The organism is Cupriavidus sp. LA-1 (assembly GCF_055385985.1).
Genome location: NZ_AP031387.1, coordinates 3364677 through 3387990 on the forward strand (window position 1 = coordinate 3364677; position 23314 = coordinate 3387990).

General features: G+C 67.2%; 20 protein-coding genes. 1 reads left to right on the forward strand and 19 read right to left on the reverse strand.

Going from position 1 to position 23314, the window contains the following annotated elements; translation table 11 throughout:
* Positions 1–57 precede the first annotated feature (57 nt).
* From ACZ5MJ_RS15735 to clsB, 5 genes are all read right to left on the reverse strand, one after another.
* Positions 58–1257, reverse strand: coding sequence for an acetyl-CoA C-acyltransferase (locus ACZ5MJ_RS15735; RefSeq protein WP_464223737.1), 1200 nt, complete (start codon positions 1255–1257; stop codon positions 58–60).
* Positions 1258–1278: 21 nt separating this feature from the next.
* On the reverse strand, positions 1279–3702 hold the full coding sequence (locus ACZ5MJ_RS15740) for a 3-hydroxyacyl-CoA dehydrogenase/enoyl-CoA hydratase family protein (RefSeq protein ID WP_464220587.1): 2424 nt from the start codon (positions 3700–3702) through the stop codon (positions 1279–1281).
* Between the two features lie 76 nt (positions 3703–3778).
* Positions 3779–5566, reverse strand: a complete 1788-nt coding sequence (locus tag ACZ5MJ_RS15745; RefSeq protein WP_464220588.1) for an acyl-CoA dehydrogenase C-terminal domain-containing protein — start codon at positions 5564–5566, stop codon at positions 3779–3781.
* A gap of 76 nt (positions 5567–5642) precedes the next feature.
* The gene (locus tag ACZ5MJ_RS15750; RefSeq protein ID WP_209768496.1) at positions 5643–6233 is read right to left on the reverse strand and encodes a TetR/AcrR family transcriptional regulator; all 591 of its coding nucleotides are present in this window, start codon (positions 6231–6233) and stop codon (positions 5643–5645) included.
* A 347-nt stretch (positions 6234–6580) separates the two neighbouring features.
* Positions 6581–7933 (reverse strand): cardiolipin synthase ClsB, encoded by a 1353-nt coding sequence (clsB, locus tag ACZ5MJ_RS15755; protein ID WP_464220589.1) that lies wholly within the window; start codon positions 7931–7933, stop codon positions 6581–6583.
* 94 nt (positions 7934–8027) lie between these two features.
* Between clsB and mobB the strand changes: the two genes are divergently transcribed.
* Positions 8028–8558, forward strand: coding sequence for a molybdopterin-guanine dinucleotide biosynthesis protein B (mobB, locus tag ACZ5MJ_RS15760; protein WP_432259207.1), 531 nt, complete (start codon positions 8028–8030; stop codon positions 8556–8558).
* 2 nt (positions 8559–8560) lie between these two features.
* Here mobB and ACZ5MJ_RS15765 read toward each other — a convergent pair whose 3' ends face one another.
* The 14 genes from ACZ5MJ_RS15765 to ACZ5MJ_RS15830 form a co-directional block, all read right to left on the reverse strand.
* A complete protein-coding gene (locus ACZ5MJ_RS15765) occupies positions 8561–9343 on the reverse strand; it encodes an endonuclease/exonuclease/phosphatase family protein (RefSeq protein WP_464220591.1) in 783 nt (260 codons plus the stop codon).
* Positions 9340–9822, reverse strand: a complete 483-nt coding sequence (gene nudB, locus ACZ5MJ_RS15770; protein WP_432259205.1) for a dihydroneopterin triphosphate diphosphatase — start codon at positions 9820–9822, stop codon at positions 9340–9342. Before nudB ends, ACZ5MJ_RS15765 begins: the two co-directional genes overlap by 4 nt.
* A 77-nt stretch (positions 9823–9899) precedes the next feature.
* Positions 9900–10811, reverse strand: coding sequence for a hypothetical protein (locus tag ACZ5MJ_RS15775; RefSeq protein WP_464220592.1), 912 nt, complete (start codon positions 10809–10811; stop codon positions 9900–9902).
* Between the two features lie 220 nt (positions 10812–11031).
* Entirely contained in the window at positions 11032–12840 is a 1809-nt protein-coding gene (gene aspS, locus ACZ5MJ_RS15780) for an aspartate--tRNA ligase (RefSeq protein ID WP_464220594.1), read from the reverse strand.
* 65 nt (positions 12841–12905) lie between these two features.
* A complete protein-coding gene (locus ACZ5MJ_RS15785) occupies positions 12906–13619 on the reverse strand; it encodes a DUF502 domain-containing protein (protein ID WP_464220596.1) in 714 nt (237 codons plus the stop codon).
* 14 nt (positions 13620–13633) lie between these two features.
* Complete coding sequence (locus ACZ5MJ_RS15790) at positions 13634–13972, reverse strand: FmdB family zinc ribbon protein (RefSeq protein WP_464220598.1); 339 nt, start codon at positions 13970–13972, stop codon at positions 13634–13636.
* 164 nt (positions 13973–14136) lie between these two features.
* On the reverse strand, positions 14137–15573 hold the full coding sequence (locus tag ACZ5MJ_RS15795; protein ID WP_464220599.1) for a high affinity choline transporter 1: 1437 nt from the start codon (positions 15571–15573) through the stop codon (positions 14137–14139).
* Between the two features lie 454 nt (positions 15574–16027).
* On the reverse strand, positions 16028–16645 hold the full coding sequence (locus ACZ5MJ_RS15800; RefSeq protein WP_464220600.1) for a methyltransferase domain-containing protein: 618 nt from the start codon (positions 16643–16645) through the stop codon (positions 16028–16030).
* A 31-nt stretch (positions 16646–16676) separates the two neighbouring features.
* Positions 16677–18254: a ubiquinone biosynthesis regulatory protein kinase UbiB gene (gene ubiB / locus ACZ5MJ_RS15805; protein WP_464220601.1), complete on the reverse strand. Its 1578-nt coding sequence runs from the start codon at positions 18252–18254 to the stop codon at positions 16677–16679.
* 72 nt (positions 18255–18326) lie between these two features.
* Positions 18327–19007 carry a ubiquinone biosynthesis accessory factor UbiJ gene (locus tag ACZ5MJ_RS15810; RefSeq protein WP_464220603.1) on the reverse strand — a complete coding sequence of 227 codons (681 nt, stop codon included), beginning with the start codon at positions 19005–19007 and terminating at the stop codon, positions 18327–18329.
* A 128-nt stretch (positions 19008–19135) separates the two neighbouring features.
* Positions 19136–20119 (reverse strand): Tim44 domain-containing protein, encoded by a 984-nt coding sequence (locus ACZ5MJ_RS15815; RefSeq protein WP_464220604.1) that lies wholly within the window; start codon positions 20117–20119, stop codon positions 19136–19138.
* Positions 20120–20182: 63 nt separating this feature from the next.
* Positions 20183–20914 carry a bifunctional demethylmenaquinone methyltransferase/2-methoxy-6-polyprenyl-1,4-benzoquinol methylase UbiE gene (ubiE, locus tag ACZ5MJ_RS15820; protein ID WP_464220605.1) on the reverse strand — a complete coding sequence of 244 codons (732 nt, stop codon included), beginning with the start codon at positions 20912–20914 and terminating at the stop codon, positions 20183–20185.
* A 34-nt stretch (positions 20915–20948) separates the two neighbouring features.
* A complete protein-coding gene (locus tag ACZ5MJ_RS15825) occupies positions 20949–21371 on the reverse strand; it encodes a gamma-butyrobetaine hydroxylase family protein (RefSeq protein ID WP_464220607.1) in 423 nt (140 codons plus the stop codon).
* A 72-nt stretch (positions 21372–21443) separates the two neighbouring features.
* A complete protein-coding gene (locus ACZ5MJ_RS15830) occupies positions 21444–23309 on the reverse strand; it encodes an ABC transporter ATP-binding protein/permease (RefSeq protein ID WP_464220609.1) in 1866 nt (621 codons plus the stop codon).
* Positions 23310–23314: the final 5 nt, after the last annotated feature.

Genomic DNA, 23314 nt, shown 5'->3' on the forward strand with positions numbered 1-23314 from the left:
ACAGAAGGGCGTGACGGTCCGGGGCGGCAATGCCCCTGGACCGCCCCGCAGGCGCGTTTAAACGCGCTCGAAAATACCTGCGGCGCCCATGCCCGTGCCAACGCACATGGTCACCATGCCGTACTTCAGGTTGTGGCGGCGCAACGCGTGCACCACCGTGGCCGAGCGGATCGCACCGGTCGCACCCAGCGGGTGGCCCAGCGCAATCGCGCCGCCCATGCGGTTGACCCTGGCCGGATCCAGATCCAGGTCGCGCATCACCGCCAGCGACTGCGCGGCAAACGCCTCGTTCAGCTCGATCCAGTCGATCTGGTCCTGGGTCAGGCCCGCGGCCTTCAGCGCCGCCGGAATCGCTTCCTTGGGGCCGATGCCCATGATCTCGGGCGGCACGCCGCGCACCGCGAACGAGACGAAGCGCGCCAGCGGCACCAGGTTGAACTGCTTGAGGATCTTTTCCGAGACCAGGATCAGCGCGCCGGCGCCGTCAGAGGTCTGCGAGCTGTTCCCCGCAGTCACGCTGCCCTTGTTGGCAAACACCGGGCGCAGCTTGCCCAGGCCTTCCAGCGAGGTCTCCGGGCGCGGGCCTTCGTCCAGCGAGATCGTACGCGTCTTCACGCTCACCTGGCCACTGGCGATGTCCGGGAAACGTTCGACGATTTCGATCGGCGTGATCTCGTCCCTGAATTCGCCGGCCTGCTGCGCCGCGATGGCCTTCTGGTGCGAGGCCAGCGAGAACGCATCCTGGTCTTCGCGGCTGACCTGCCATTGCTGCGCCACCTTCTCGGCGGTCAGGCCCATGCCATAGGCAATGCCCATGTTCTCGTCGCGGGTGAAGATCTCCGGCGACATCGACGGCGAGTTGCCCATCATCGGCACCATGCTCATCGATTCCACGCCGGCGGCGATCATGACGTCGGACTCGCCCACGCGGATGCGGTCGGCCGCCATCGCCACCGCGCTCACGCCCGAGGCGCAGAAGCGGTTGACGGTGATGCCGCCCACCGTGTTGGGCAGGCCGGACAGCAGCGCGCCGATGCGCGCGACGTTCAGGCCCTGCTGCGCTTCAGGAATCGCGCAGCCGACGATGGCGTCTTCGATCAGCTTCGGGTCCAGGTTCGGCACCTGTGCCACCGCGGCCTTCAGGATGGTGGCCAGCAGGTCGTCCGGGCGCGTGTTCTTGAACGCGCCCTTGGGGGCCTTGCCGATCGGCGAGCGGGTGGCCGCGACGATGTATGCGTCTTGCAGTTGTTTCATGATGTCGGTTCCTCGCTTGCCCTGTTAGTTACGCACCGGCTTGCCGGTCTGCAGCATGCCCATGATGCGCTCCTGCGTCTTGCCGGTGCCGAGCAGGTCGACAAAGGCCTTGCGCTCCAGCGCCAGCAGCCAGTCCTCGCTCACCAGCGAGCCAGCCTCGACGTCGCCGCCACACACCGCTTCGGCGATGCGGCTGGCGATCAGGAAGTCGTGCGCCGAGATAAACCCGCCGTCGCGCATATTGACCAGCGATGCCTTGATGGTGGCAATGCCCGAGCGGCCCGCCACCGGCACCAGCGTCGGCAGCGGCGCGCGGTAGCCGGCATTGGCCAGCGCGCGCACTTCGTTCTGCGCCACGTACAGCAATTCATGCACGTTGAAGACGATCCTGTCGGACAGCTGCAGGTAGCCCATCTGGCGCGCTTCCAGCGCCGAGGCCGAGACCTTGGCCATGGCCGCGCTCTGGAAGCGGCTGGTCACGAATTGCAGGTAGTTGGTGCTGCCCGCGGCCTGCGCCGCGCGCGCGGCTGCCAGCGCGGCTTCCTTCAGGCCGCCGCCGGCCGGCACCAGGCCCACGCCCACTTCCACCAGGCCGATATACGTTTCCAGCGCGGCCACGCGTGCGGCCGAATGCAGCATCAGCTCGCAGCCGCCGCCCAGCGCAATGCCCGACGCCGCGGACACCACCGGCACCGAGGCGTACTTCACGCGCATCATGCCGTCCTGGAACTTCTTCACGAACGGCTCGATGCCCTTGGCGCCGCCCATCATGAAGGCGGGCATGGCCGCTTCCAGGTTGGCGCCGGCGGAGAACGGGCCACCCGGCGCGCCCAGTTGCAGCGAGGTCGGCTGCCACACCACCAGGCCCTTGTAGCCGGCTTCGGCCAGGTCGATGGCGCGCGTCAGGCCGTCAATCACATCCGGCCCGATGGTATTCATCTTGCTCTTGAACGAAACCACCAGCACGTCGTCCTGGCCTTCGCTCACCCAGATACGCACGGCGTCGTTCTCTTCGACGGTGCGGCCGGCCGTGCGCGGATCGGCCGCGGCGGTGCCCTTGATCGCGGCGCGGAATGCCTGGCGCTGATACACCGGCAGCGAGCTGCGTGCGACGAACGACTGCGTCGCCGGCGACCACGAGCCCGCAGCAGCGTGCACGCCCTGGTTCTCGGCCACGGGGCCGGCGAATACCCAGGCTGGCATCGGCGCGCTGGAGAGCGCCTTGCCGGCGTCAACGTCTTCCTTCACCCACTCGGCCACCTGCTTCCAGCCGGCCGACTGCCAGTCTTCGAACGGACCCGAGTTCCAGCCGAAGCCCCAGCGAATCGCCAGGTCGATATCGGCGGCGGAACCGGCGATCTGCTCCAGGTACACGGCGATGTAGTGGAACACGTCGCGGAACACTGCCCACAGGAACTGCGCCTGCGGGTTGGTCGATTCGCGCAGCAGCCTGATGCGCTCGGCCGGCTCCTTCTTCAGCATGCGCACGACGATCTCGTCGGCCTTCTTGCCGGCATCGACATACTGGCCGGTCCTGGCGTCGAGCACCTTGATGGCCTTGCCTTCCTTCTTGTAGAAGCCGGCGCCGGTCTTCTGGCCCAGCGCGCCCGCATCAACCAGGCCCTTGAGCACGGCCGGGGTCTTGTACACCGGCGCGAACGGGTCGTCGTGCAGGGTGTCCTGCATGGTCTTGATCACGTGCGCCATGGTGTCCAGGCCGACCACGTCCGCGGTGCGGAAGGTGGCGGACTTGGCGCGGCCGAGCTTGGAACCGGTCAGGTCGTCGACCACGTCGAACGGAATGCCGAACTTCTCGGCCTCGGCAAACACGGCCAGGATCGAGAAGATGCCGACGCGGTTGGCGATAAAGTTGGGCGTGTCCTTGGCGCGCACCACGCCCTTGCCGAGCGTGGTGGTCAGGAAGGCTTCGAGCTGGTCGAGGATCTGCGGTTGCGTGGTCGCGGTCGGGATCAGCTCGACCAGGTGCATGTAGCGCGGCGGGTTGAAGAAGTGCACGCCGCAGAAGCGCGACTTCAGGTCCGCATCAAACCCGTCGGACAGCGCGGTGATCGACAGGCCTGAAGTATTGGTCGCGAAGATCGCATGCGCGGCCAGGTGCGGCGCGACCTTCTTGTACAGGTCGTGCTTCCAGTCCATGCGCTCGGCGATCGCCTCGATCACCAGGTCGCACTCCTTCAGCAGCGCGATATCGTCTTCGTAGTTGGCCGCATGGATCAGGCCGGCCTCGTCCTTGATGCCCAGCGGCGCTGGCGACAGCTTCTTCAGGTTCTCGATGGCACGCAGTGCGATGCCGTTCTTGGGGCCTTCCTTGGCGGGAAGGTCGAACAGCACCACGGGCACGCGCGCATTGATCAGGTGCGCGGCAATCTGCGCCCCCATGACGCCGGCACCCAGCACGGCGACTTTCTTGACGATGAAATTGGACATGCTCGCTCCTGGATTAGTGAGCGTTGGACAGATGCGAAGCCGTCGTTCCCGGCCGGGAACGACGGGTGGAGTCGACTCAGAACAGGTCTGCGTCCAGCGCCATCAGCGTGGCCGAACCGGCGCGCGCCTTGCGGATCTCAGCGGCGGTTTCCGGCAGCAGCCTGGCAAAGTAGAAGCGCGCCGTCGCCAGCTTGGCGGTGTAGAACTTGTCGCCGCTGCCTTCCTTCTGCAGTGCGATCCTGGCCATGCGGGCCCAGAAGTACGAGAACACCAGGTGGCCCACCACGCGCAGGTAAGGCACGGCGGCGGCGCCCACTTCATCGGCATTGCCCATCGCCTTCATGCCGATTTCCATGGTCAGCTTCTGCACCTTGTCGCCCATGTCGGCCAGCGGGTTGATGAACTCCTGCATGGCTTCATTGGTGCCTTCGGCTTCGACGAACTCCTGCACGATCTTGCCGAAGGCCTTCATTTTGGCGCCCATATCGCCCAGGATCTTGCGGCCCAGCAGGTCCAGCGCCTGGATGGTGTTGGTGCCTTCGTAGATCATGTTGATGCGGGCATCGCGCACGTACTGTTCCATGCCCCACTCGGCGATGTAGCCGTGGCCGCCGAATACCTGCATGCCCTCGTTGGTGGAGGTGAACGCGTTGTCGGTCAGGAAGGCCTTGATCACCGGCGTGAGCAATGCGACCAGGTCACCGGCTTCCTTGCGTACCGCTTCGTCCGGGTGCGACAGCTCGCGGTCGATCTGCAGCGCGGTCCAGTAGCTGAAGGCGCGGCCGCCTTCGGCATAGGCCTTCTGCGTCAGCAGCATGCGGCGCACATCCGGGTGCACGATGATCGGGTCGGCGGGCTTGTCCGGTGCCTTCGGGCCGGTCAGCGAACGCATCTGCAGGCGGTCCTTGGCGTAGGCCAGCGAGTTCTGGTACGCCACTTCGGTCAGGCCCAGGCCCTGCGCGCCCACGCCGAGGCGGGCAGCGTTCATCATCACGAACATGGCGTTCAGGCCCTTGTTCGGCTCGCCCACCATCCAGCCGCGCGCGCCGTCCAGGTTCATCACGCAGGTGGCGTTGCCGTGGATGCCCATCTTGTGCTCGATCGAGCCGCACTTGATGCCGTTGCGCTCGCCCGGGTTGCCACTGGCATCCGGAATGAACTTGGGTACCACGAACAGCGAGATGCCCTTGGTGCCGCCCGGCGCGTCCGGCAGGCGTGCCAGCACCAGGTGGATGATGTTCTCGGCCATGTCGTGCTCGCCGGCCGAGATAAAGATCTTGGTGCCCGAAATCAGGTAGGAACCGTCAGCCTGCGGCTCTGCCTTGGAACGCAGGATGCCGAGATCGGTGCCGCAATGCGGCTCGGTCAGGCACATGGTGCCGGTCCAGACGCCGGAAACCAGCTTGGGCAGGTAGGTCTGCTGCAGCTCGGGCGTGCCGTGCGCGTGCAGTGCCTCGTAGGCACCGTGCGACAGGCCGGGGTACATGGTCCAGGCCTGGCCGGCCGAATTCAGCATCTCATAGACCACATTGTTGATCACGATCGGCAGGCCCTGGCCGCCGAATTCGGGATCGCAGGCCAGCGCCGGCCAGCCGGCTTCGACAAACTGCTGGTAGGCCTCCCTGAAGCCGGCAGGCGCCTTCACCACGCCGTCGCCGACGTAGGTGCAGCCTTCGCGGTCGCCCACCTGGTTGAGCGGGAACACCACATCCGAGCAGAACTTGCCGGCTTCCTCGATGACCTGGTTGATGGTGTCCGCGTCGATGTCCGCGTGCGGCGGCATCGCCTTGAGTTCGGCTTCGGCGCCGAGCAATTCATGGAGCACGAACTGCATGTCGCGCAACGGTGCGGTGTACTGGCCCATCTGAGACTCCTTGGAGTTATACGATGCCGCCACGCCGCCCGTCCCGCTTGCGCGCGACGGCCCGACCGGGGCGACCTCAGGTACGGTAAGACTGAATCAGTTTGTTGAGCGCGACCATGGCAAGCTCGGCACTGTCAGGCAGGCGCAGGAAACGGGCGTCATGATGCAAGCCTAGTTCAAGGCTGTACATCTCGAACAGCATCAGGCGCGGATCGCAATCCGCGCGCAGGTGCCCCTCTTCCTTGGCCTGGTTGATGGCGCGATTCAGCGCTGCCCGCCAGATCGTGACGCTCTTGACCAGCTCGTCACGCACCAGGCTGCCGGTGCGGTCGTCGTACTCCACGGCACCGCTGATGTAGATGCATCCCGTCGTCACTTCCTGGATGCGCTTTTCCATCCAGCGCCGCACCATCGACCACAGCCGGGGCAGGCCGCGCGGCTCCTGCAGCGAGGGATAGAACACCTCCTGCTCGAACCGGCGGTGATACTCCCGCACCACCTCTACCTGCAGGTCCTCGCGCGAACCGAAATGCGCGAACACGCCGCTCTTGCTCATCTGCATGCGTTCCGCGAGCAGCCCGATGGTCAGACCTTCGAGCCCGTCGCGGGACGACAATTCCAGTGCGGCATCCAGAATCGCCACGCGCGTCATCTCGCCCTTGCGCATTGGCGCGGGGGAGGCGGCGGCGGATTCGAGACGGGCTGACTGGTGTCGCATGTTTTTTCTCCGTTCTGCGGGGCCCTGCTGCGGCCCCGCGTATGACCCTGACGTTGCATTCAGTGCTTGCGGCCGACCGGCGGAATTGCCGGTGCATACCGCGAATGCACGCAGTCTAAGCCAAAAAAGAACGGTCGTTCAGATTATTCTGGCCCAGCAGTCGACCATCAAGCTTTTAATTAGACCGCTGTTTCTAAACGGACTGCAATGCAGCATGTCCGTCATGGCTTGCGCGGCAACCGGTTGCGGCCCGTTTGCTGCCGCATGGCAACAAACGCACACCGTGCGTGGCGGGCTCAGTAGCGCCCGGTCACGCCGGCAACGATCACGCCCAGGCGCAGCAGCATATAGGCGGCCCAGTTGGCGAGCCGGTGCAGCGGCGAGCGGCGTGCGTGCATGTCCGGCAGCACGCGCGCGCTGCGGTGCGCAATGGCTTGTTCCAGCGCGGTACGCAGTTCAGCGGCGAAGGCTGCATCATAAACGGCGACGTTGGCCTCGCGCGCGAGCAGCAGGCTGAAGGGGTCCATATTGCTCGACCCGACCGTGGCCCAGGCTTCGTCCACCACGCCGACCTTGGCGTGCAGGAAGCTCTCGGCGTACTCGTAGATCTCGACCCCGGCTTCGAGCAGCGACGCATACAGCGCGTGGGTGGCGTAGTGCTGCAAGCGGTATTCGACCATCCCCTGCAGCAGCAGGCGCACGCGCACGCCGCGCGCGCGGCAGGCCAGCAGCGCGCGCCGCATCTTGTGCCCCGGCAGGAAGTAGGCGTTGGCGAGAATGACGTCGTGGCGCGCGGCGCCGAGCGCGCGCAGGTATTCGCGCTCGATGGTGCGGCGGTTGCGCAGGTTGTCGCGCAGCAGCAACGCGGCGCGCACCCCGCCGGTCGCTTCCGGGCGCGGCGGCAGGTCGGTGACCAGCGGGTAGTCGGCCACCGCGGCGGCGCGCTCGCTGCCACGCGCCTCGCGCAGCGACAGCCGCCACCAGAGCCGCTCCGAAGACAGCGTGATGCGGTCCACCAGCGGGCCGCTGACCTGTACCGCGAAGTCGTAGCGCGGCCCCAGGTTGGCGCCTTCGAATGGGCCGTGGTTGTGGTCGTCGATGATATTGATGCCGCCGACAAAGGCCACGTGCTGGTCGATCACCGCCAGCTTGCGGTGCAGCCGGCGCAGGTGGCGCCGCGCCAGCCGGAAGCCGCGCAGCGCGCGGTAGACGCGCAGCTGTACGCCGCCGGCACGCAGGCGCTCGGCCAGCTCCGCGGGCATGTCGCCGGCGCCGAAGCCATCCACCGTGACGCGTACCGTCACGCCGCGCGCGGCGGCGCGGACCAGTGCGTCGGCAACCGCGCGGCCGACGTCGTCGTCGGCATAGATGTAGGTTTCCAGCATGACCTGGAACGCGGCCTGGTCGATGGCGGCGATCAGCGCAGGGAAGAAATCCTGGCCGCCATGGAGCAGCCGCACGGCGTTGCCGTGGATGGGCTTGCCGCGGCGCCAGGCCCAGCGCAGCATGTGGTGGCGCGATGCCTGCTCGCCGGCCGCGGCCGGGTCGTGCGCGGGGGCTTCGGCGTGCGCGTCATGGGCGGAGTGGGATATCCGTGACATGCCGTGATTATCGGACAGTTTGCCGCGCCCAAGGCGCCGCCTGCACATTGGCGCGCGGAACTCTGCTATCGTCGATGCCGATGCTTGCCCGCAGGCGGCCAGCCCCGGGCAGACCACTCCTGACGCCCACTCGGAAACCATTGTGAAGGTATTCGGCATTACCGGTTCTTCCGGCAGCGGCAAGACCACGCTGCTGGACCAGCTCATCCCCTGCTTTGTCGGCGCCGGCCTGCGCGTGTCCGGCGTCAAGCACACCCACCACGGCTTTGATCCCGACACGCCTGGCAAGGATTCCTGGCGCATGCGCGAGGCCGGCTGCGCCAATGTCGTGCTGGTCGGCGCGCGCCACCTGACGCTGATGCGCCACTACCCGGAAGCCGTGCCCTCGCCCGAACTGGACGATGCGCTCGCGGTGCTGCCGCCCGACACCGACCTGGTGCTGGTGGAGGGGTACAAGCGCAGTGATTTTCCCAAGCTGGAGGTCTATCGCCCGGCGCTGGGGCGCGCGCCGCTGTGGGACGAGGTGCCGGGCGTGGTGGCGGTGGCGAGCGATGATCCCGCCGCCGTGGCCGCCATGACCGCGCTGCCGGTGCTGGACCTGAACGATCCGCAGGCGGTGTTCGCCTTTATCCGCGACTTCCCCAAGCGCGACTACCCCGGCCGCGCGGGCTGAACTCAGGCCGCCTTGTCCGCGGGGGCGGGAGGCTCCAACGCTTCGCCCGGCGGATGCTCCAGTTCCGCCACCAGCGGCACATGGTCCGAGCGCTGCGCCCAGTCGCGGCCGGTCAGCGCGTGGGCGCGCTCGATCTCGTACCCGCGCACATAGATGCGGTCGAGCTGCCACCACGGCATATGGCTCGGGAAGGTATGCAGCCGCGACCCGCGCGCGTGCGAGGCCTCGACCGCGCCCAGCGTATTGCAGATCTGCGCGTCCAGCCGGTGGTTCCAGTCGTTGAAGTCGCCGGCGATCACCAGCGGCACGCCCGCCGGCACCACGGTGCGCACGCGCTCCACCAGCGCGTCGGCCTGGCGCGCGCGGCTGCGCGCGAACAGGCCGAAATGCACGCAGATCAGGTGAGTTTCCACACCGTGCACATCCGCCACCGCATGCAACAGCCCGCGCTGTTCGAAACGGTGGTCGGAAATATCCAGATTCTCGGACATCAGGATCGGGTGGCGCGACAGGATCGCGTTGCCGTGATGGCCGTAGTCATAGACCGCGTTGCGGCCGTAGACCGAGTGCGGATAGGCGTCGGTGGCCAGGTAGTTGAGCTGGGTGTGCTCCGGATCGAACAGCGCCGCGGCCACCAGCCGGTCGTTGCGGTCCTGCACTTCCTGCAGGAAGACGATGTCGGCATCCATCGCATGCAGGCCGGCACGCACGTTCTGGATGCGCGGGCGCCGCGAGATGCCGGTCACTCCCTTGTGGATGTTGTAGGTGACCACGCGCAGCTTCATGGCTGCGCTCCGCAGGCAGCCTGCCGCGCATCGGCCCCCGCCGCGCGCCAGGCCAGCTGGCGGATGGCTTCGGCATTGCTGCTGGAGAAGCACTGCTGCGCCGCCTGCTGCCACGGCAGCCATTTGTATTGCAGGTGCTCGCGTGGCGCCAGCGCCACCGGCAGAGCCTCGGACACACACAGGCCGAACCAGTGTTCGGTATTGCGCGTGACGCCTTCGGCGTAGCGATGGCGCCACTGTGGGTAGATTTCGTACTGGATGGTATGGCCCCAGTCGGTCAGCTGGTGCTCGCCGGCGACGATGCCGGTTTCCTCCGCCACTTCGCGCGCGGCGGTCAGGGCCAGGGGTTCGTCCAGGGTGTCGAGGCTGCCGGTCACGGACTGCCAGAAGCCCGGGCGATCGGCGCGTTCCAGCAGCAAGACTTGAAGATCTGGCGTGTAAATCACCACCAGCACGGATTCCGGGATCTTGTAGGACATGGGTCTGGGCGAAAGGACAAACCCAAGGATAGCGCAGCCGCGCCCGCTTGCCACGCGAAAGCGCGACGGCCCTGCCCTCAGGCGGCGTTGCGCGCGCTATGCGCGGTATGAGGTGCCAGATACGGCTCGGCGGTCCCGTGGCGCTGCCAGGTGTCGAACACTTGTGGCGTGTCGCCATGGCCCCAGGCAGCGCGCAGCTGGTCCATCAGCGGTGCCAGGGCCTGGCGGTAGCGCCTGGACGCGCCATGGGCGTGCGCGGCCAGGGCTTCGGCGCGTTGCCGGACCTCGCCCTGCAACTGCGTGCGCTCCAGCGCGATTTCCTTCTCGCGCTGGCCCAGCGTGTTGAACTTCTGGATCAGGAAGCGCTGGTAATCGCCGCCATCCATGCCCTGCGCGGCCTGCGCGTTGACCTGCTCGAAGCGCAGCACGATGCTGCCGGTTTCCTGCTCGATATGCGCGACTTCCGCATCCAGCGCCTGCAGCGCCTCCTGCACGCGCTGGGCATCGCGGCGCAGTGCCTGCACCTGCGCGGCCTCGTCCTCGAACGCGCGCTGCGCATCCAGGTAGGCCTGCACCACCGGCTGCGGCGCCACCACCAGCAGCGGGTCGGCGCCATCGGCACGCTGGCCGGCCAGCAGTGCGTCGTCGGGCAGGCGCAGGTTGCCGAGCTCGTCCAGCCAGCGTCCGCGCGTCATTACCACCCCGACGGTATCCAGCGCCAGCCGGCGCAGCGCCTCGGCACGCTGCATCTCCACCGGCTCGGCGGTGGCGGCGGGGGCGGCCGACTGCACCGCGTGGGCAATGTCGGGCACGCAGGCCGCCACGGTGGTGGCCACGGATTCAGACATGGCCTGCGCCGAACGGCGCACGGCGCGGCGCAGCTCGAAGCGCGCCAGCAGCATCATCAGCAACCCGGCCGCCAGCCAGGTCAGGATAGTTTGGTCATGGGCCAGCAGGAACTGGCGGATCAGGTCGATATCCAGGGTCACGAATTTCTCCCGAGTGCCGGAAGCCTTCGCTGCGAGGCCCCTCGGCAAATTACGTGTCAAAGAAAGCAGACCCGCCGCGCGTCGCCTTCGTTCCGACCGGTAACAAATCGAAACCAATGCGCCGCCCTCACCGCAGTGCTGGCAACCCGACATTGCGCACAATGCAAAAAAGCCGCGCAATTGCGCGGCTTCCTTGCGGGCTTCAGCTGACTGGCGCAGCTCAGGCCGTCGGCTTGGGCTCGGTGGCGCGCAGGCGGATATGCAGCTCGCGCAGCTGCTTCTCGTCGACCGAGCTCGGGGCCTGGGTCAGCAGGTCCTGGGCGCGCTGGGTCTTCGGGAAGGCGATCACGTCGCGGATCGAGTCGGCGCCGGCCATCATCGTGACGATGCGGTCCAGGCCGAAGGCCAGGCCGCCGTGCGGGGGCGCGCCGTACTGCAGCGCGTCCAGCAGGTAGCCGAACTTGGCGCGGGCTTCCTCGTCGTTGATGTTGAGCGCGCGGAACACCTTGCTCTGGATGTCCGAGCGGAAGATCCGCACCGAGCCGCCGCCCATTTCCCAGCCGTTCAGCACCATGTCGTAGGCCTTGGCCAGGCACTTGCCCGGATCGGTCTCGAGGTATTCCAGGTGCTCGTCCTTGGGGCTGGTGAACGGGTGGTGCATGGCCACCCAGCGCGCGTCGTCCTCGTCGTACTCGAACATCGGGAAGTCGACCACCCACAGCGGTTTCCAGGTGTCCTCGAACAGGCCGTTGGCCTTGCCGAAGTCCGAATGGCCAACCTTCAGGCGCAGCGCGCCGATCGAGTCGTTGACCACCTTGGCCTTGTCGGCGCCGAAGAAAATGATGTCGCCGTCCTGGGCGCCGGTGCGCTTCAGGATCTCGGCAATGGCGGCGTCGTGCAGGTTCTTGACGATCGGCGATTGCAGGCCGTCGCGGCCCTTGGCCACTTCGTTGACCTTGATCCAGGCCAGGCCCTTGGCGCCGTAGATGCCGACGAACTGGGTGTAGGCGTCGATCTCGCCGCGCGAGATCGCACCGCCGCCCGGCACGCGCAGGCCGACCACGCGGCCGTTGTCGCTGTTGGCGGGACCCGAGAACACCTTGAAGTCGACGTCCTTCATCACCTCGGTCAGCTCGGTGAATTCCAGCTTGACGCGCAGGTCAGGCTTGTCCGAGCCGAAGCGGGCCATGGCTTCGCGGAACTCCATCACCGGGAATTTCGCGTCCAGGTCGACGTCGATGGCGTTCTTGAACACCGTGCGCATCATGTCCTCGAACAGGTCGCGGATCTCCTGCTCGGTCAGGAACGAGGTCTCGCAGTCGATCTGCGTGAATTCGGGCTGGCGGTCGGCGCGCAGGTCTTCGTCGCGGAAGCACTTGGTGATCTGGTAGTAGCGGTCGAAGCCCGACACCATCAGCATCTGCTTGAAGATCTGCGGCGATTGCGGCAGCGCGAAGAAGTGGCCCGGGTTCACCCGCGACGGCACCAGGTAGTCGCGCGCGCCTTCGGGCGTGCTCTTGCCCAGCATCGGGGTCTCGATGTCGATAAAGCCCTGCGCATCCAGGAACTTGCGCACTTCCATCGCCACCTTGTAGCGCAGGCGCAGGTTGTACTGCATCTGCGGGCGACGCAGGTCCAGCACGCGGTGCGTCAGGCGCGTGGTTTCCGACAGGTTGTCGTCGTCGAGCTGGAACGGGGGCGTGACCGACGGGTTCAGAACGGTCAGCTCGTGGCACAGCACCTCGATCTTGCCCGAGGTCAGGTTGGCGTTCTCGGTGCCGGCCGGGCGCGCACGCACCTTGCCGGTGATGCGGATGCAGAACTCGTTGCGGATATCTTCCGCGACCTTGAACATCTCGGGGCGATCCGGATCGCACACCACCTGCACCAGGCCTTCGCGGTCGCGCAGGTCGATGAAGATCACGCCGCCATGGTCGCGGCGGCGCTGGACCCAGCCGGTCAGGGCCACTTCCTGGCCCGAGAATTGTTCGGTCACCAGACCGCAGTAGTGAGTACGCATGGAGGACATAAGGAGATTCCCGGTAAAACGCGGCCGCCCGATCGCATCGGGCGGCCCGTGATCAGATTGGATGCTCAAGGATCGGTCGTTTCGACCGCTTCCTCGTTGCTGGCCCTGCCGGCCGGATTGGCGGGGACCGCCGGCCGGGGGGCGCTGCCGTTCTTGCGCGGCAATTCCGCCGGTGCCACGACGCCCATCGAGACGATGTACTTGAGCGCGGCGTCGACGGTCATGTCGAGTTCAATGGTGTCGGCCTTGGGCATCATCAGGAAGAAGCCCGAGGTCGGATTCGGCGTCGTCGGCACGTAGACGCTGACGTATTCGCCCTGCAGGTGGTTCTGCACGTCGCCGCCGGGGCGCCCGGTCAGGAACGCGATGGTCCACGAGCCCTCGCGCGGGTACTGCACCAGCAGCGCCTTGCGGAAGGCATTGCCCGAGGACGACAGCAGCGTGTCCGAGACCTGCTTGACGCTGGTGTAGATCGGGCCCACCACCGGGATATGGCCCAGCAGCGCTTCCCACCAGCGCACCAGGCGCTGGCCGATGAAGTTGTGCGCCAGCAGGCCGACCAGCAGGATGAACAGCAGCGTCAGGATCGCGCCCAGGCCGGTCACGCGCTTGCCGAACATCAGCCGGTCCGGGCGCCAGGCCTCGGGCAGCAGCGCCAGGCTCTGGTCCATCGTGCCGATGACCAGGCTGAGCACCCACAGCGTGATGCCCAGCGGCACCAGCACCAGCAGCCCGGTCAGGAACCAGGTTTTCAGGGCGGAAGTCTTCTTGGCGACCACGGGACGGGTCCGGCTCAATGGCAGGCGCAGGCGCTGCCGCAGCCGCCGGCGGCCGGCGCCGCCGAAGCGGTGCTGCCCGACGACTCGGCCGCCGCCGGGGCGCTGGCTGCTGCCGCGGCCGCGCCGCCAGTGGCGCCGGTGGCCGCAGGCGCGCTGGCGGCGCCGCTGCCGCCGCGGAAATCGGTCACGTACCAGCCCGAGCCCTTGAGCTGGAAGCCAGCAGCGGTCAGCTGCTTCTTGAACGCGCCGGCGGTGCCGCACGACGGGCAGTCCGTCAGCGGGGCATCGCTCATTTTCTGCAGCACATCGCGCCCGTGGCCGCAGGCGTCGCAACGGTAGGCATAGATCGGCATGGTGTTATTTCGCGAGAAAACTTCGGAATCGGTACAAAGGCGGACATCGCCGGGGGCCATGGCGGCCGCGGGAAAATCCCGCGCGACGATGCAAAGCCTTGAATTATAAACCGTTCCGGTGCTGCCTGATTGCCGGAAATGAGGGGGTTGCGGTGCCCCCTGCGTCAGGCGATATGGACTTCCTTGACCGGCGCGTGATCTGCAATCCACTGCGGCAGCAGCGAACCGACCATCATGCCGCTGATCGAGAACAGCAGGCCCACCATCTGCGGCGGCACCACGGCATCGGCAAAGGCGACCTCGCAGGTCAGCCAGGAGGACAGGCCCAGCAGGATCGCCGCCAGCCCGCCCTGGCGGGTGGCGTGCTTCCAGAACATGCCGAAGGCCAGCGGCACGAACGACGACACCAGCGTGACCTTGTAGGCATTTTCGACCATATGGAAGATCGACAGGTGCGAGTTCAGCGCGAACAGCGTCACAACCGCCGTGAACACCAGCACTACGGTCTGCATCACGCGCAGGAACTGCCGGTCGTCCAGGTGGCGGAAATACGGCCGCAGGATGTTCTCGGCGAAGGTCACCGACGGCGCCAGCAGCGTGGCCGAGGCGCAGCTCTTGATGGCCGACAGCAGCGCGCCGAAGAACATCACCTGCGCGAACATCGGCGCGTGCTGCAGGATCAGCTGCGGCAGGATCAGCTGCGAATCGGCGTTGATGTACTTGTTGACCATGTCCGGGTCGATCAGGGTCGCCGAGTACGCCAGGAACATCGGGATAAAGGCAAAGCAGAAGTACAGCACGCCACCCAGCACCGAAGCCCGCCCGGCGATCAGCTCGGTGCGCGACGATGTCACCCGCTGGAACACGTCCTGCTGCGGAATCGAGCCCAGCATCATGGTGAACAGCGCGGCCGCAAACCCGACGATCTGGATCAGGTCCAGCGAGGGCAGGAACTCGAACTTGCCCGCCGCCGCCGCGTGCGACACCACCGCCGCCACGCCGCCGGCCTGGCCGCTGACCTCGTAGCCGATATAGAGCATGCCGACCACGATGATGATCATCTGGATGAAGTCGGTCACCGCCACCGACCACATGCCGCCGAACAGCGTGTAGACCAGCACGCTGGCGGCGCCGATCATCATGCCAGCCTCCTGCGACAGCGCGCCGTCCGAGACGGTATAGAACACCAGCCCGAGCGCCTTGATCTGCGCCGCTACCCAGCCCAGGTAGGACACCACGATGCACAGCGTGGTCAGCACCTCGGCCAGCCTGCCATAGCGGTTGTGGTAGTAGTCGCCGATCGTCAGCAGGTTCATCCGGTACAGCGGCCGGGCGAAGAACAGGCCCACCAGGATCAGGCACATCGACGAGCCGAAGGGATCGGAAACGACGCCCGACAGGCCTTCCTTCAGGAAGACGGCGGGAATGCCCAGCACGGTCTCCGAGCCAAACCAGGTGGCGAAGACCGTGGCGGTGACGATGTGGAACGGCAGGCTGCGCCCGGCGACGGCGAAATCGGTGGTGTTGCGTACGCGCAGCGCCGCCCACAGGCCGATACCGACCGAGATTACCCAGTAGATGATGACGAACCAGATCAGCATGCCGCTGCCCTATGCAGAAAGTGCCCTTGTGGCGAGAAACCGAATGCCGGGCGGCGCCTGCCAGTCCAATAGCGCATCCTTGCGTTGCGCCTGCCCGGAGTCCAATTCATCGGTCGGGGCCGCATGGGTGGCCTGGGAGCGGGTCCCGGCCTGCGGTCGTAGCCGAATCAAAACGCGGATTATAGCGAGGGAGGCAAGCGTGGGTTGAAAAAATTCCTGTGGGGGGAAGGGGTGTTGTTGGGAAGTGATTGGGGGTGTCGTTCCTGGCGGGCGTGGGCTGTTTCGCCGGCGTAGCCGGCGAGTCACTTTCTGTCGTTCGGACAGAAAGTGACTCGCCCAGCAGGGCGGAACAGCGCTGTCGACCTATGACAACACTGAATCCGCCCGACATACCCAAGCCAGCGAGCAGGAGGCCCGCCAGGAGCCCCAACCCACCCGCATAGCGCCAACCCAATCATCCCCTCCGCCGCCAGACCTGCCATCGCTCCTGCCCCTGAAACACCGGCAGCGGCGCGGTCGAGGGCCGGTCCTCGAGGCGGTCGAAGGCCGGCGCCAGCAGCGCGTCCAGCTCGGTTGCGGGCATGGCAAACGGCGGTCCGCCGCGCATGTCGCCCGGATAGAAATAGCCGGCCAGCAGGCCGCCGGGCGGGAGCAGCGCCGCGACCCGCTCGGCGTACGATTCGCGCAGCGCCGGGGGCAAGGCGCAGAGGAAGGCGCGCTCGTAGATCAGTTCGCAGCGCGGCTGCGGCGCAAACGCGAAAAAGTCCGCCTCGCGGACCACCGCGCCGGCGGCCCCAAGCTCGCGCCTGGCGGAAGCCACCGCCTGCGGCGAGAAGTCGATGGCGGTCACCGGCCAGCCGCGCTCATGCAGCCAGGCCGCCTCCCAGCCGTTGCCGCAACCGGGAATCAGCGTCGGGCATGGCGCCATGGCGGCGATGAATGCCTGGAACTCAGTGGGCACGCCGTGCATGTCCCAGGGCGTGAAACCCTGTTCGAAACGCTCGTCCCAGAACGCCGGATCGGCCGCATTGCGGGTGGCGAAGGTCGGCGCGGGCTTGGCGGTGTCGCTCATGGTTACCTCTGATGGATCAGTCCCGGGCAGGCTACCAGTAGCCGGCCCACCCCAGCACATGGGTCAGCACGATGCCGGCGACAAAGCCGCCAACCAGCAGCACCGCGGTGCCGAGCAGCCGGTTGGTGCGGCGCTGCTCCAGCACCAGCATTGCCAGCAGCTTGTCCTGCTCGCCGTTGCTGGTGAGCGCGCGCCGCTCCAGGAACTGGTGCGCCAGGCGCGGGAAGTCGGGCAGCATCTTGGCCCACAGCGGCGCTTCCACCTTGACCCGCTCCCAGGCGCCCTTCCAGCCTACCTGCTCGTGCATCCAGCGTTCCAGGAACGGCTTGGCGGTCTTCCACAGGTCCAGGTCGGGGTCGAGCTGGCGGCCCAGGCCTTCGATATTGAGCAAGGTCTTCTGCAGCAGCACCAGCTGCGGCTGGATCTCGACATTGAAGCGGCGCGAGGTCTGGAACAGCCGCATCAGCACCATGCCCAGCGAGATTTCCTTGAGCGGCTTGTCGAAGTACGGCTCGCAGCAGGCGCGCACCGCGCTTTCCAGCTCTTCGACGCGGGTGTCGGGCGGGACCCAGCCGGATTCCACGTGCAGCAGCGCCACGCGGTGGTAGTCGCGCCGGAAGAAAGCGATGAAGTTCTGCGCCAGGTAGTTCTTGTCGAACTCGGACAGCGCGCCGACGATACCGAAGTCCAGCGCGATATAGCGGCCGAAGGTCTCGGGCTGGACCGACACCAGGATATTGCCCGGGTGCATGTCGGCATGGAAAAAGCCGTCGCGGAACACCTGGGTGAAGAAGATCTCGACGCCCTCTTCGGCCAGCTGGTGCATGTCCACCCCGGCGGCCTTGAGCGACTCGGTGCGCGAGATCGGGATGCCGTGCATGCGCTCCATCACGAACACGGTGCTGCTGCACCAGTCCCAGAACACCTCGGGCACCAGCAGCAGATTGGTGTCGGCAAAGTTGCGGCGCAGCTGGCTGGCGTTGGCCGCCTCGATCATCAGGTCGAGCTCGTCGTGCAGGTACTTGTCGAACTCGGCCACCACCTCGCGCGGCTTCAGCCGCTTGCCGTCGGCCCAGAAGCGCTCCAGCCAGGTGGCCATGTCGCGCATCAGCGCGAGGTCGCTGTCGATCACCGGCAGCATGCCGGGGCGCAGCACCTTCACCGCGACCTCGCGGCCGTGGCTGGGGCCGCCCCTGAGGGTGGCGAAATGCACTTGCGCGATCGAGGCGCTGGCCACCGGCTGGTGCTCGAAGGTCTCGAACAGCTGGTCGAGCGGGCGGCCGAGCGCGCGCTCGATGATCTTGACCGCCACCACCGAATCGAACGGCGGCACCTGGTCCTGCAGCTTGGCGAGTTCGTCGGCGATGTCCGCCGGCATCAGGTCGCGCCGGGTCGACAGCACCTGGCCGAACTTGACGAAGATCGGGCCCAGCCGCGTCAGCGCCAGCCGCAGGCGCTCGCCGCGCGGCATGTCGAGCTTGCGCCCGATAGTGATGACGCGCACCAGGAAACGGATCCTGCGGCTGCTGAAGCCCGAGAGCACCAGCTCGTCCAGGCCGTAGTAGAGGATGACGAAGAGGATCTTGCCAAGGCGCAGGAGGCGGGTCATTCGGGAGTCTTCACGGGGCCGGGCAGGCAGTCAGGTTGGCGGTGGAGGAATCTGGGCGCGGGCGCAACCGGCTCAGCGGTGCGGCGACGGCAGTTTGCTAGACAGGCCGGACGCCGGCGGCGAAGCGCCGCGCTCCAGCCGTTCCAGCCGTTTTTCCAGGCGGGCCAGGCTGTCGCGCAGCCGGCCCACGTCGGCGCCGAAGTCGTCCAGCGCGGCATGGCGCACCAGGGTCGGGTGTTCGTCCAGCAGGTAGTCGGTGACGTTGTCCACCAGGGCACGGCCCACGCGCGTGGCCTGCTCATGGACCTGGCGCGCACCGTCGACCACGCGCTGCGCCACGCTGTCGCTGACCGGTCCGCCCAGGATGCCGCGCAGCGCGCGCGACAGGTCCTCGGCGGCGTCCCAGCGCAGGTTGCGCGCCAGCGTCGAGACGGTGTTGGCCAGCTCGGCATCGCCCTCGATGCGCACATGGCGCATGGCGGCGGCCTGGCCGCCTTCGGCCACGTCGGCGGCCACCAGCGGCCACTGCTGTACCGGCACGCGCAGCGTCACCGCGGGCGCCTCGGCCGCCGGCGCCAGTTCCGTGCAGCCGTGTTCGGTCACCTTCAGCGACAGCATGAAGGCGGCGGCATCGAAACGGATCACGCGCCCGGCAAACGGCGCGAGCTGATTGCGGGCCCACGGCTCCTGCTCAAGCAGGTGGTTCAGCGCCGAGACTGCGGGCGTGGCCAGGGCGGAAGGCAGAGTATTCATGACAGCGCGGTTGGCGGCGGACGGCGACACCGCGGGTGGCGGCGTTCCAAACAAAAAGGCCCACGCTTTCACGTGGGCCTCCATTCTAAGCTACTCCCCCCGGCCTATCACCGCCGCGGGGTGCGGCATCAGGACTCTTGCTGGATGCCGGCCAGCAGCCAGCCGCCGGCGCCGCTGGCGGGCTTCGCCAGGTTCCAGACCTCGCTGAACGGCTGGGCCGCCTCGCCGGCGCGCTCGCGGATCATGCCCGAGAAGCGCACGCTGGCCAGATGCTGGGCCGGCGCCGACTCGATCCCGAGCAGCCTGGCTTCCAGCGTGACCACGTCGGTCTTGTTGACCTCGGCGCCGCGCTCGGACAGGTCCATCTTGATCTCGGCGAACATTTCCGGCGTGGTGAATTCGCGGATATCGTCCAGGTTGCCGGCATCCCACGCCGCCTGCAGGCGCACGAAGTGGACCTTGGCGTTGCGCAGGAAGGCTTCGGTGTCGAAGTCGGCCGGCACGCCCCACGGCTGCTGGGCTGCCGCATCGGCGGCCACCGGTGCGGCCGGGGCGGCCGGCATCACCGGGTTCGAAGCCGGGGTTGCCGACGGCGTCGGCTGGCTCAGGCTCGGCTCGACGTTGCGGCCCATGTTGCCGATCGGACCGGTGTTGCCGGCGCCGGCATAGGCCGGCTCCTGGCTGCGCTGGCTGCCGCCACGGAACTTGCGGATCAGCCAGATCGCGGCGAACGCCACCAGCGCGATCAGGACCAGGTTGGACAGGAAGCCCAGTGCCGCCCCGCCCAGGCCGAAGTGCGACAACAGCCAGCCGATACCCAGGCCGGCGGCGATGCCGCCCAGGATCCCGCCCCAGTTGCGCTTGGGCGCTGCCGCGGCGGCCGCGCCGGCGGCGCCAGCCGTGGCCGGGGCTGCCTGGGCAGGCTGGTGGGCCGGTTGCTGGGTCGGCGAAGCGGGCTGCGGCGCCTGCTGGCGCTGCTGCGTGACCGTCGACGACTGCTTGCCAATGCTGCGCGAACCGCCCATGCGCTTGGCATTGGCGTCGAACACCATCCCGAAGGCAATCGCGGCAATCAGCGACCCAACCAGGAATTTTCCACGAAATGACGACATATTCTGCTATCCCCTGTCAGTTTCACCCCATCTTGGGGCGAGGCATGGCGATTTCAAGTCTTGTTAGTACTTACGCCCGACGTGGAGCGCCACCACTCCGGCCGTCAGATTGAAGTATTCGACCTTCTCCAGGCCCACATGTTCCATCAAGCGTACAAGTGAGGCCTGGTCCGGATGCATTCTGATCGATTCCGCAAGATAGCGATAGCTCGGGGCATCCCCAGCCACGCGCTCGCCCAGCCATGGCAGCACCTTGAAAGAATAGACGTCGTAGGCCTTCTCCAGCGGTTTCCAGACCTTGGAGAACTCCAGCACCATGACCTTGCCGCCCGGCTTGACCACCCGGCGCATCTCGGCCAGCGCGGCGTCCTTGTGCGTCATGTTGCGCAGGCCGAAGGCCACCGTCACCAGGTCGAAATAGTTGTCGGGGAACGGGATCCGCTCGGCGTCGCACAGGCACACCGGAGTGACGATGCCCTTGTTCAGCAGCCGGTCGCGGCCCACGCGCAGCATCGACTCGTTGATGTCGGTCAGCCAGACCTCGCCGGTCGGGCCGGCCTGTTTCGCGAACGCCTTGGCCAGGTCGCCGGTGCCGCCGGCGATGTCCAGCACCTTGTGGCCGGGGCGCACGCCGGCCTGGGCGATGGTGAACATCTTCCAGAGCCGGTGCATGCCGCCCGACATCAGGTCGTTCATCACGTCATACTTGCTCGCCACCGAATGGAATACGCCGGCAACCTTGTCGGCCTTTTCCGCTTCGTCGACCTTTTCAAACCCGAAGTGGGTTTCACTCATCTTTCAGACTCCAGGATAATCAGTGCAGCGCGGCTCAGTGATGGCCGCAGCCGTGGCCGCCGGCAGTACCGGCGGCGGGCATCGGGGTGTCGCGGTCGGCACCGGCGGCTTCCAGGCGCTGCAGGTAGTCGTGCCAGAGCGCATCCTGGTTGTCGCCGAGGCGGTACAGCAGGTCCCAGGAATAGATGCCGGTGTCGTGGCCGTCGGTAAAACGGATCAGGATCGCATAGTTGCCGACCGGCTCCACCGCGTTGACGCCCACCTCGCGCTTGCCCGTCTGCAGGACTTCCTGTCCCGGGCCGTGGCCCTGGACTTCAGCGGACGGCGAATACACGCGCAGCAGCTCGAACGGCAGCCGGAAGCTGCGGCCGTTGTCGAAGCCGATCTCCAGCACGCGGGATTGCGTGTGGACGGTCAGCGCGGTGGGATGGGGGGTGTCTTTTTCCAGGCCTGCCATGGTGATCGCGGCCCGGTTAGGGGCGCTCCTGAGGGGGTGATTGCCGCGTGATGGCGCCGATGCGGCACTGCATCACGCCTCGCATACGACCCGATAGCTTACCCCAGGCAAGCCGGCTTGCGCAGCCTGGGCCGCTTCCCCGTCCTGCGGCACGTAGCGCAGGCGCCGGCCGTGGAAGGCCGCCACGGTGCTGCGGTGGGCAATGCTGATGATCGCCGCCCGCGGCAGCGATTCCACCATCAGCCGGTACATGGCGCCTTCGGTGTCCTCGTCCAGTGCGCTGGTGGCCTCGTCCAGGAACAGGTAGTCCGGCTTCTGCAGCAGTGCGCGGGCAAAGGCCAGGCGCTGCTGTTCGCCCGGCGACAGCCGCAGCGACCAGTTGTCGAACACGTCGAGCTGGTCCGCCAGCGCGGCCAGCCGCGCCTGGCGCAGCGCTGCCTGCAGGACTTCCGTGCTGTGCCCGGTGCCCGGATCCGGGTAGGCCAGCGCATCGGCCAGCGTGCCGATCGGCAGGTAGCTGCGCTGCGGCAGGAACAGCATGCGCGCGCCTTCGGGCATGGTCACGGTGCCGCTGCCATACGGCCAGATCCCGGCCAGGGCGCGGAACAGCACGCTCTTGCCGCAGCCCGACGGGCCGCTCACCAGCCAGCGCTCGCCCGGCGCCACCGAGAGCGAGAACGGCGACACCAGCGGCCGCTGGCCCACCGCCGCGCTGCGCGCGGCGCGTACCGGCAGCGCCAGCGCCAGGCCCTCGACGGTGATGCCGCCCTGCGGCTGGCCGGTGTGTGCCACTTCGATATCACGCGTGCCGTGCAGCGACTCGTCCTGGCGCTCGGCCACGCGGATCGCTTCCTGGAAGTCGATCAGGCGGTTGGCCGCCGCCTTCCAGCCCACCAGCGTGGCGTAGCTGTCGACAAACCACGACAGCGCGCCCTGCACCTGGCCAAAGGCGGAGCTGGTCTGCATCAGCCCGCCCAGCGTCATCTTGCCCGCAAAGTAGCGCGGCGCCGCCACCAGGATCGGGAAGATGATGGCGAACTGCGCATAGCCGGAACTGACGAAGGTCAGCCGCCGCGTATAGCGCATCAGCTGGTTCCAGTTGGCGCGGATGCGGTCGAAGCGCGCGCGCAGGCCGGCCTGCTCGGTCGGCTCGCCGCGGTACAGCGCCACCGGCTCGCTGTTCTCGCGCAGGCGCACCAGCGTGAAACGGAAATCCGCCTCGTACTGTTCCTGCTGGAAGTTCAGGCCGATCAGCGGGCGGCCGACCACGTGCGCCACCAGCGAGCCGATCACCGCGTAGCCCGCCGCGAACCACACCATGTAGCCGGGAATGGTCCATTCGGTGCCGCCCAGCGCAAAGCTGATCGGGCCGGACACGGTCCACAGGATGCCGACGAAGGACAGCAGCGTCACCACGGAATTGAGCAGGCCCAGCGACAGCGACAGCGCGCCATCGGTGAACTGGCGCAGGTCATCGGCAATCCGCTGGTCGGGGTTGTCGGTGGCATGGGTCTGCTCGATGCGGTAGTAGGCCTGGTGCCCGAGCCAGTGGCTCATGAAGCGGCCGGTCATCCAGGTACGCCAGCGCATCTGCAGCATCATGGTGTAGTACTGGCGCGAGATCGCCGCGACGATAAAGAATGCGGCAATCCAGGAGAACCGCACCAGCAGCACCTTGAACGAGGCGTAGTCGCGCTGCTCCAGCGCGTTGTAGAACACGCGGTTCCACTCGTTGAGCAGCACGTTGATATAGACGATACCCAGGTTGAGCGCCACCACCAGGGCCAGCAGGCCCAGCCCGGCGACGCGGTCGTTGGATTTCCAGTAAGGCTTGATCAGCGCCCAGGTGGCGCTCATGCGCAGCCGGCTCTGGATCTTGAGGGCTCGGGCCGGGACGGCCGGGCCCGGGACGGTGACGGAAGTCGGAGTGGAGGACATAGCGG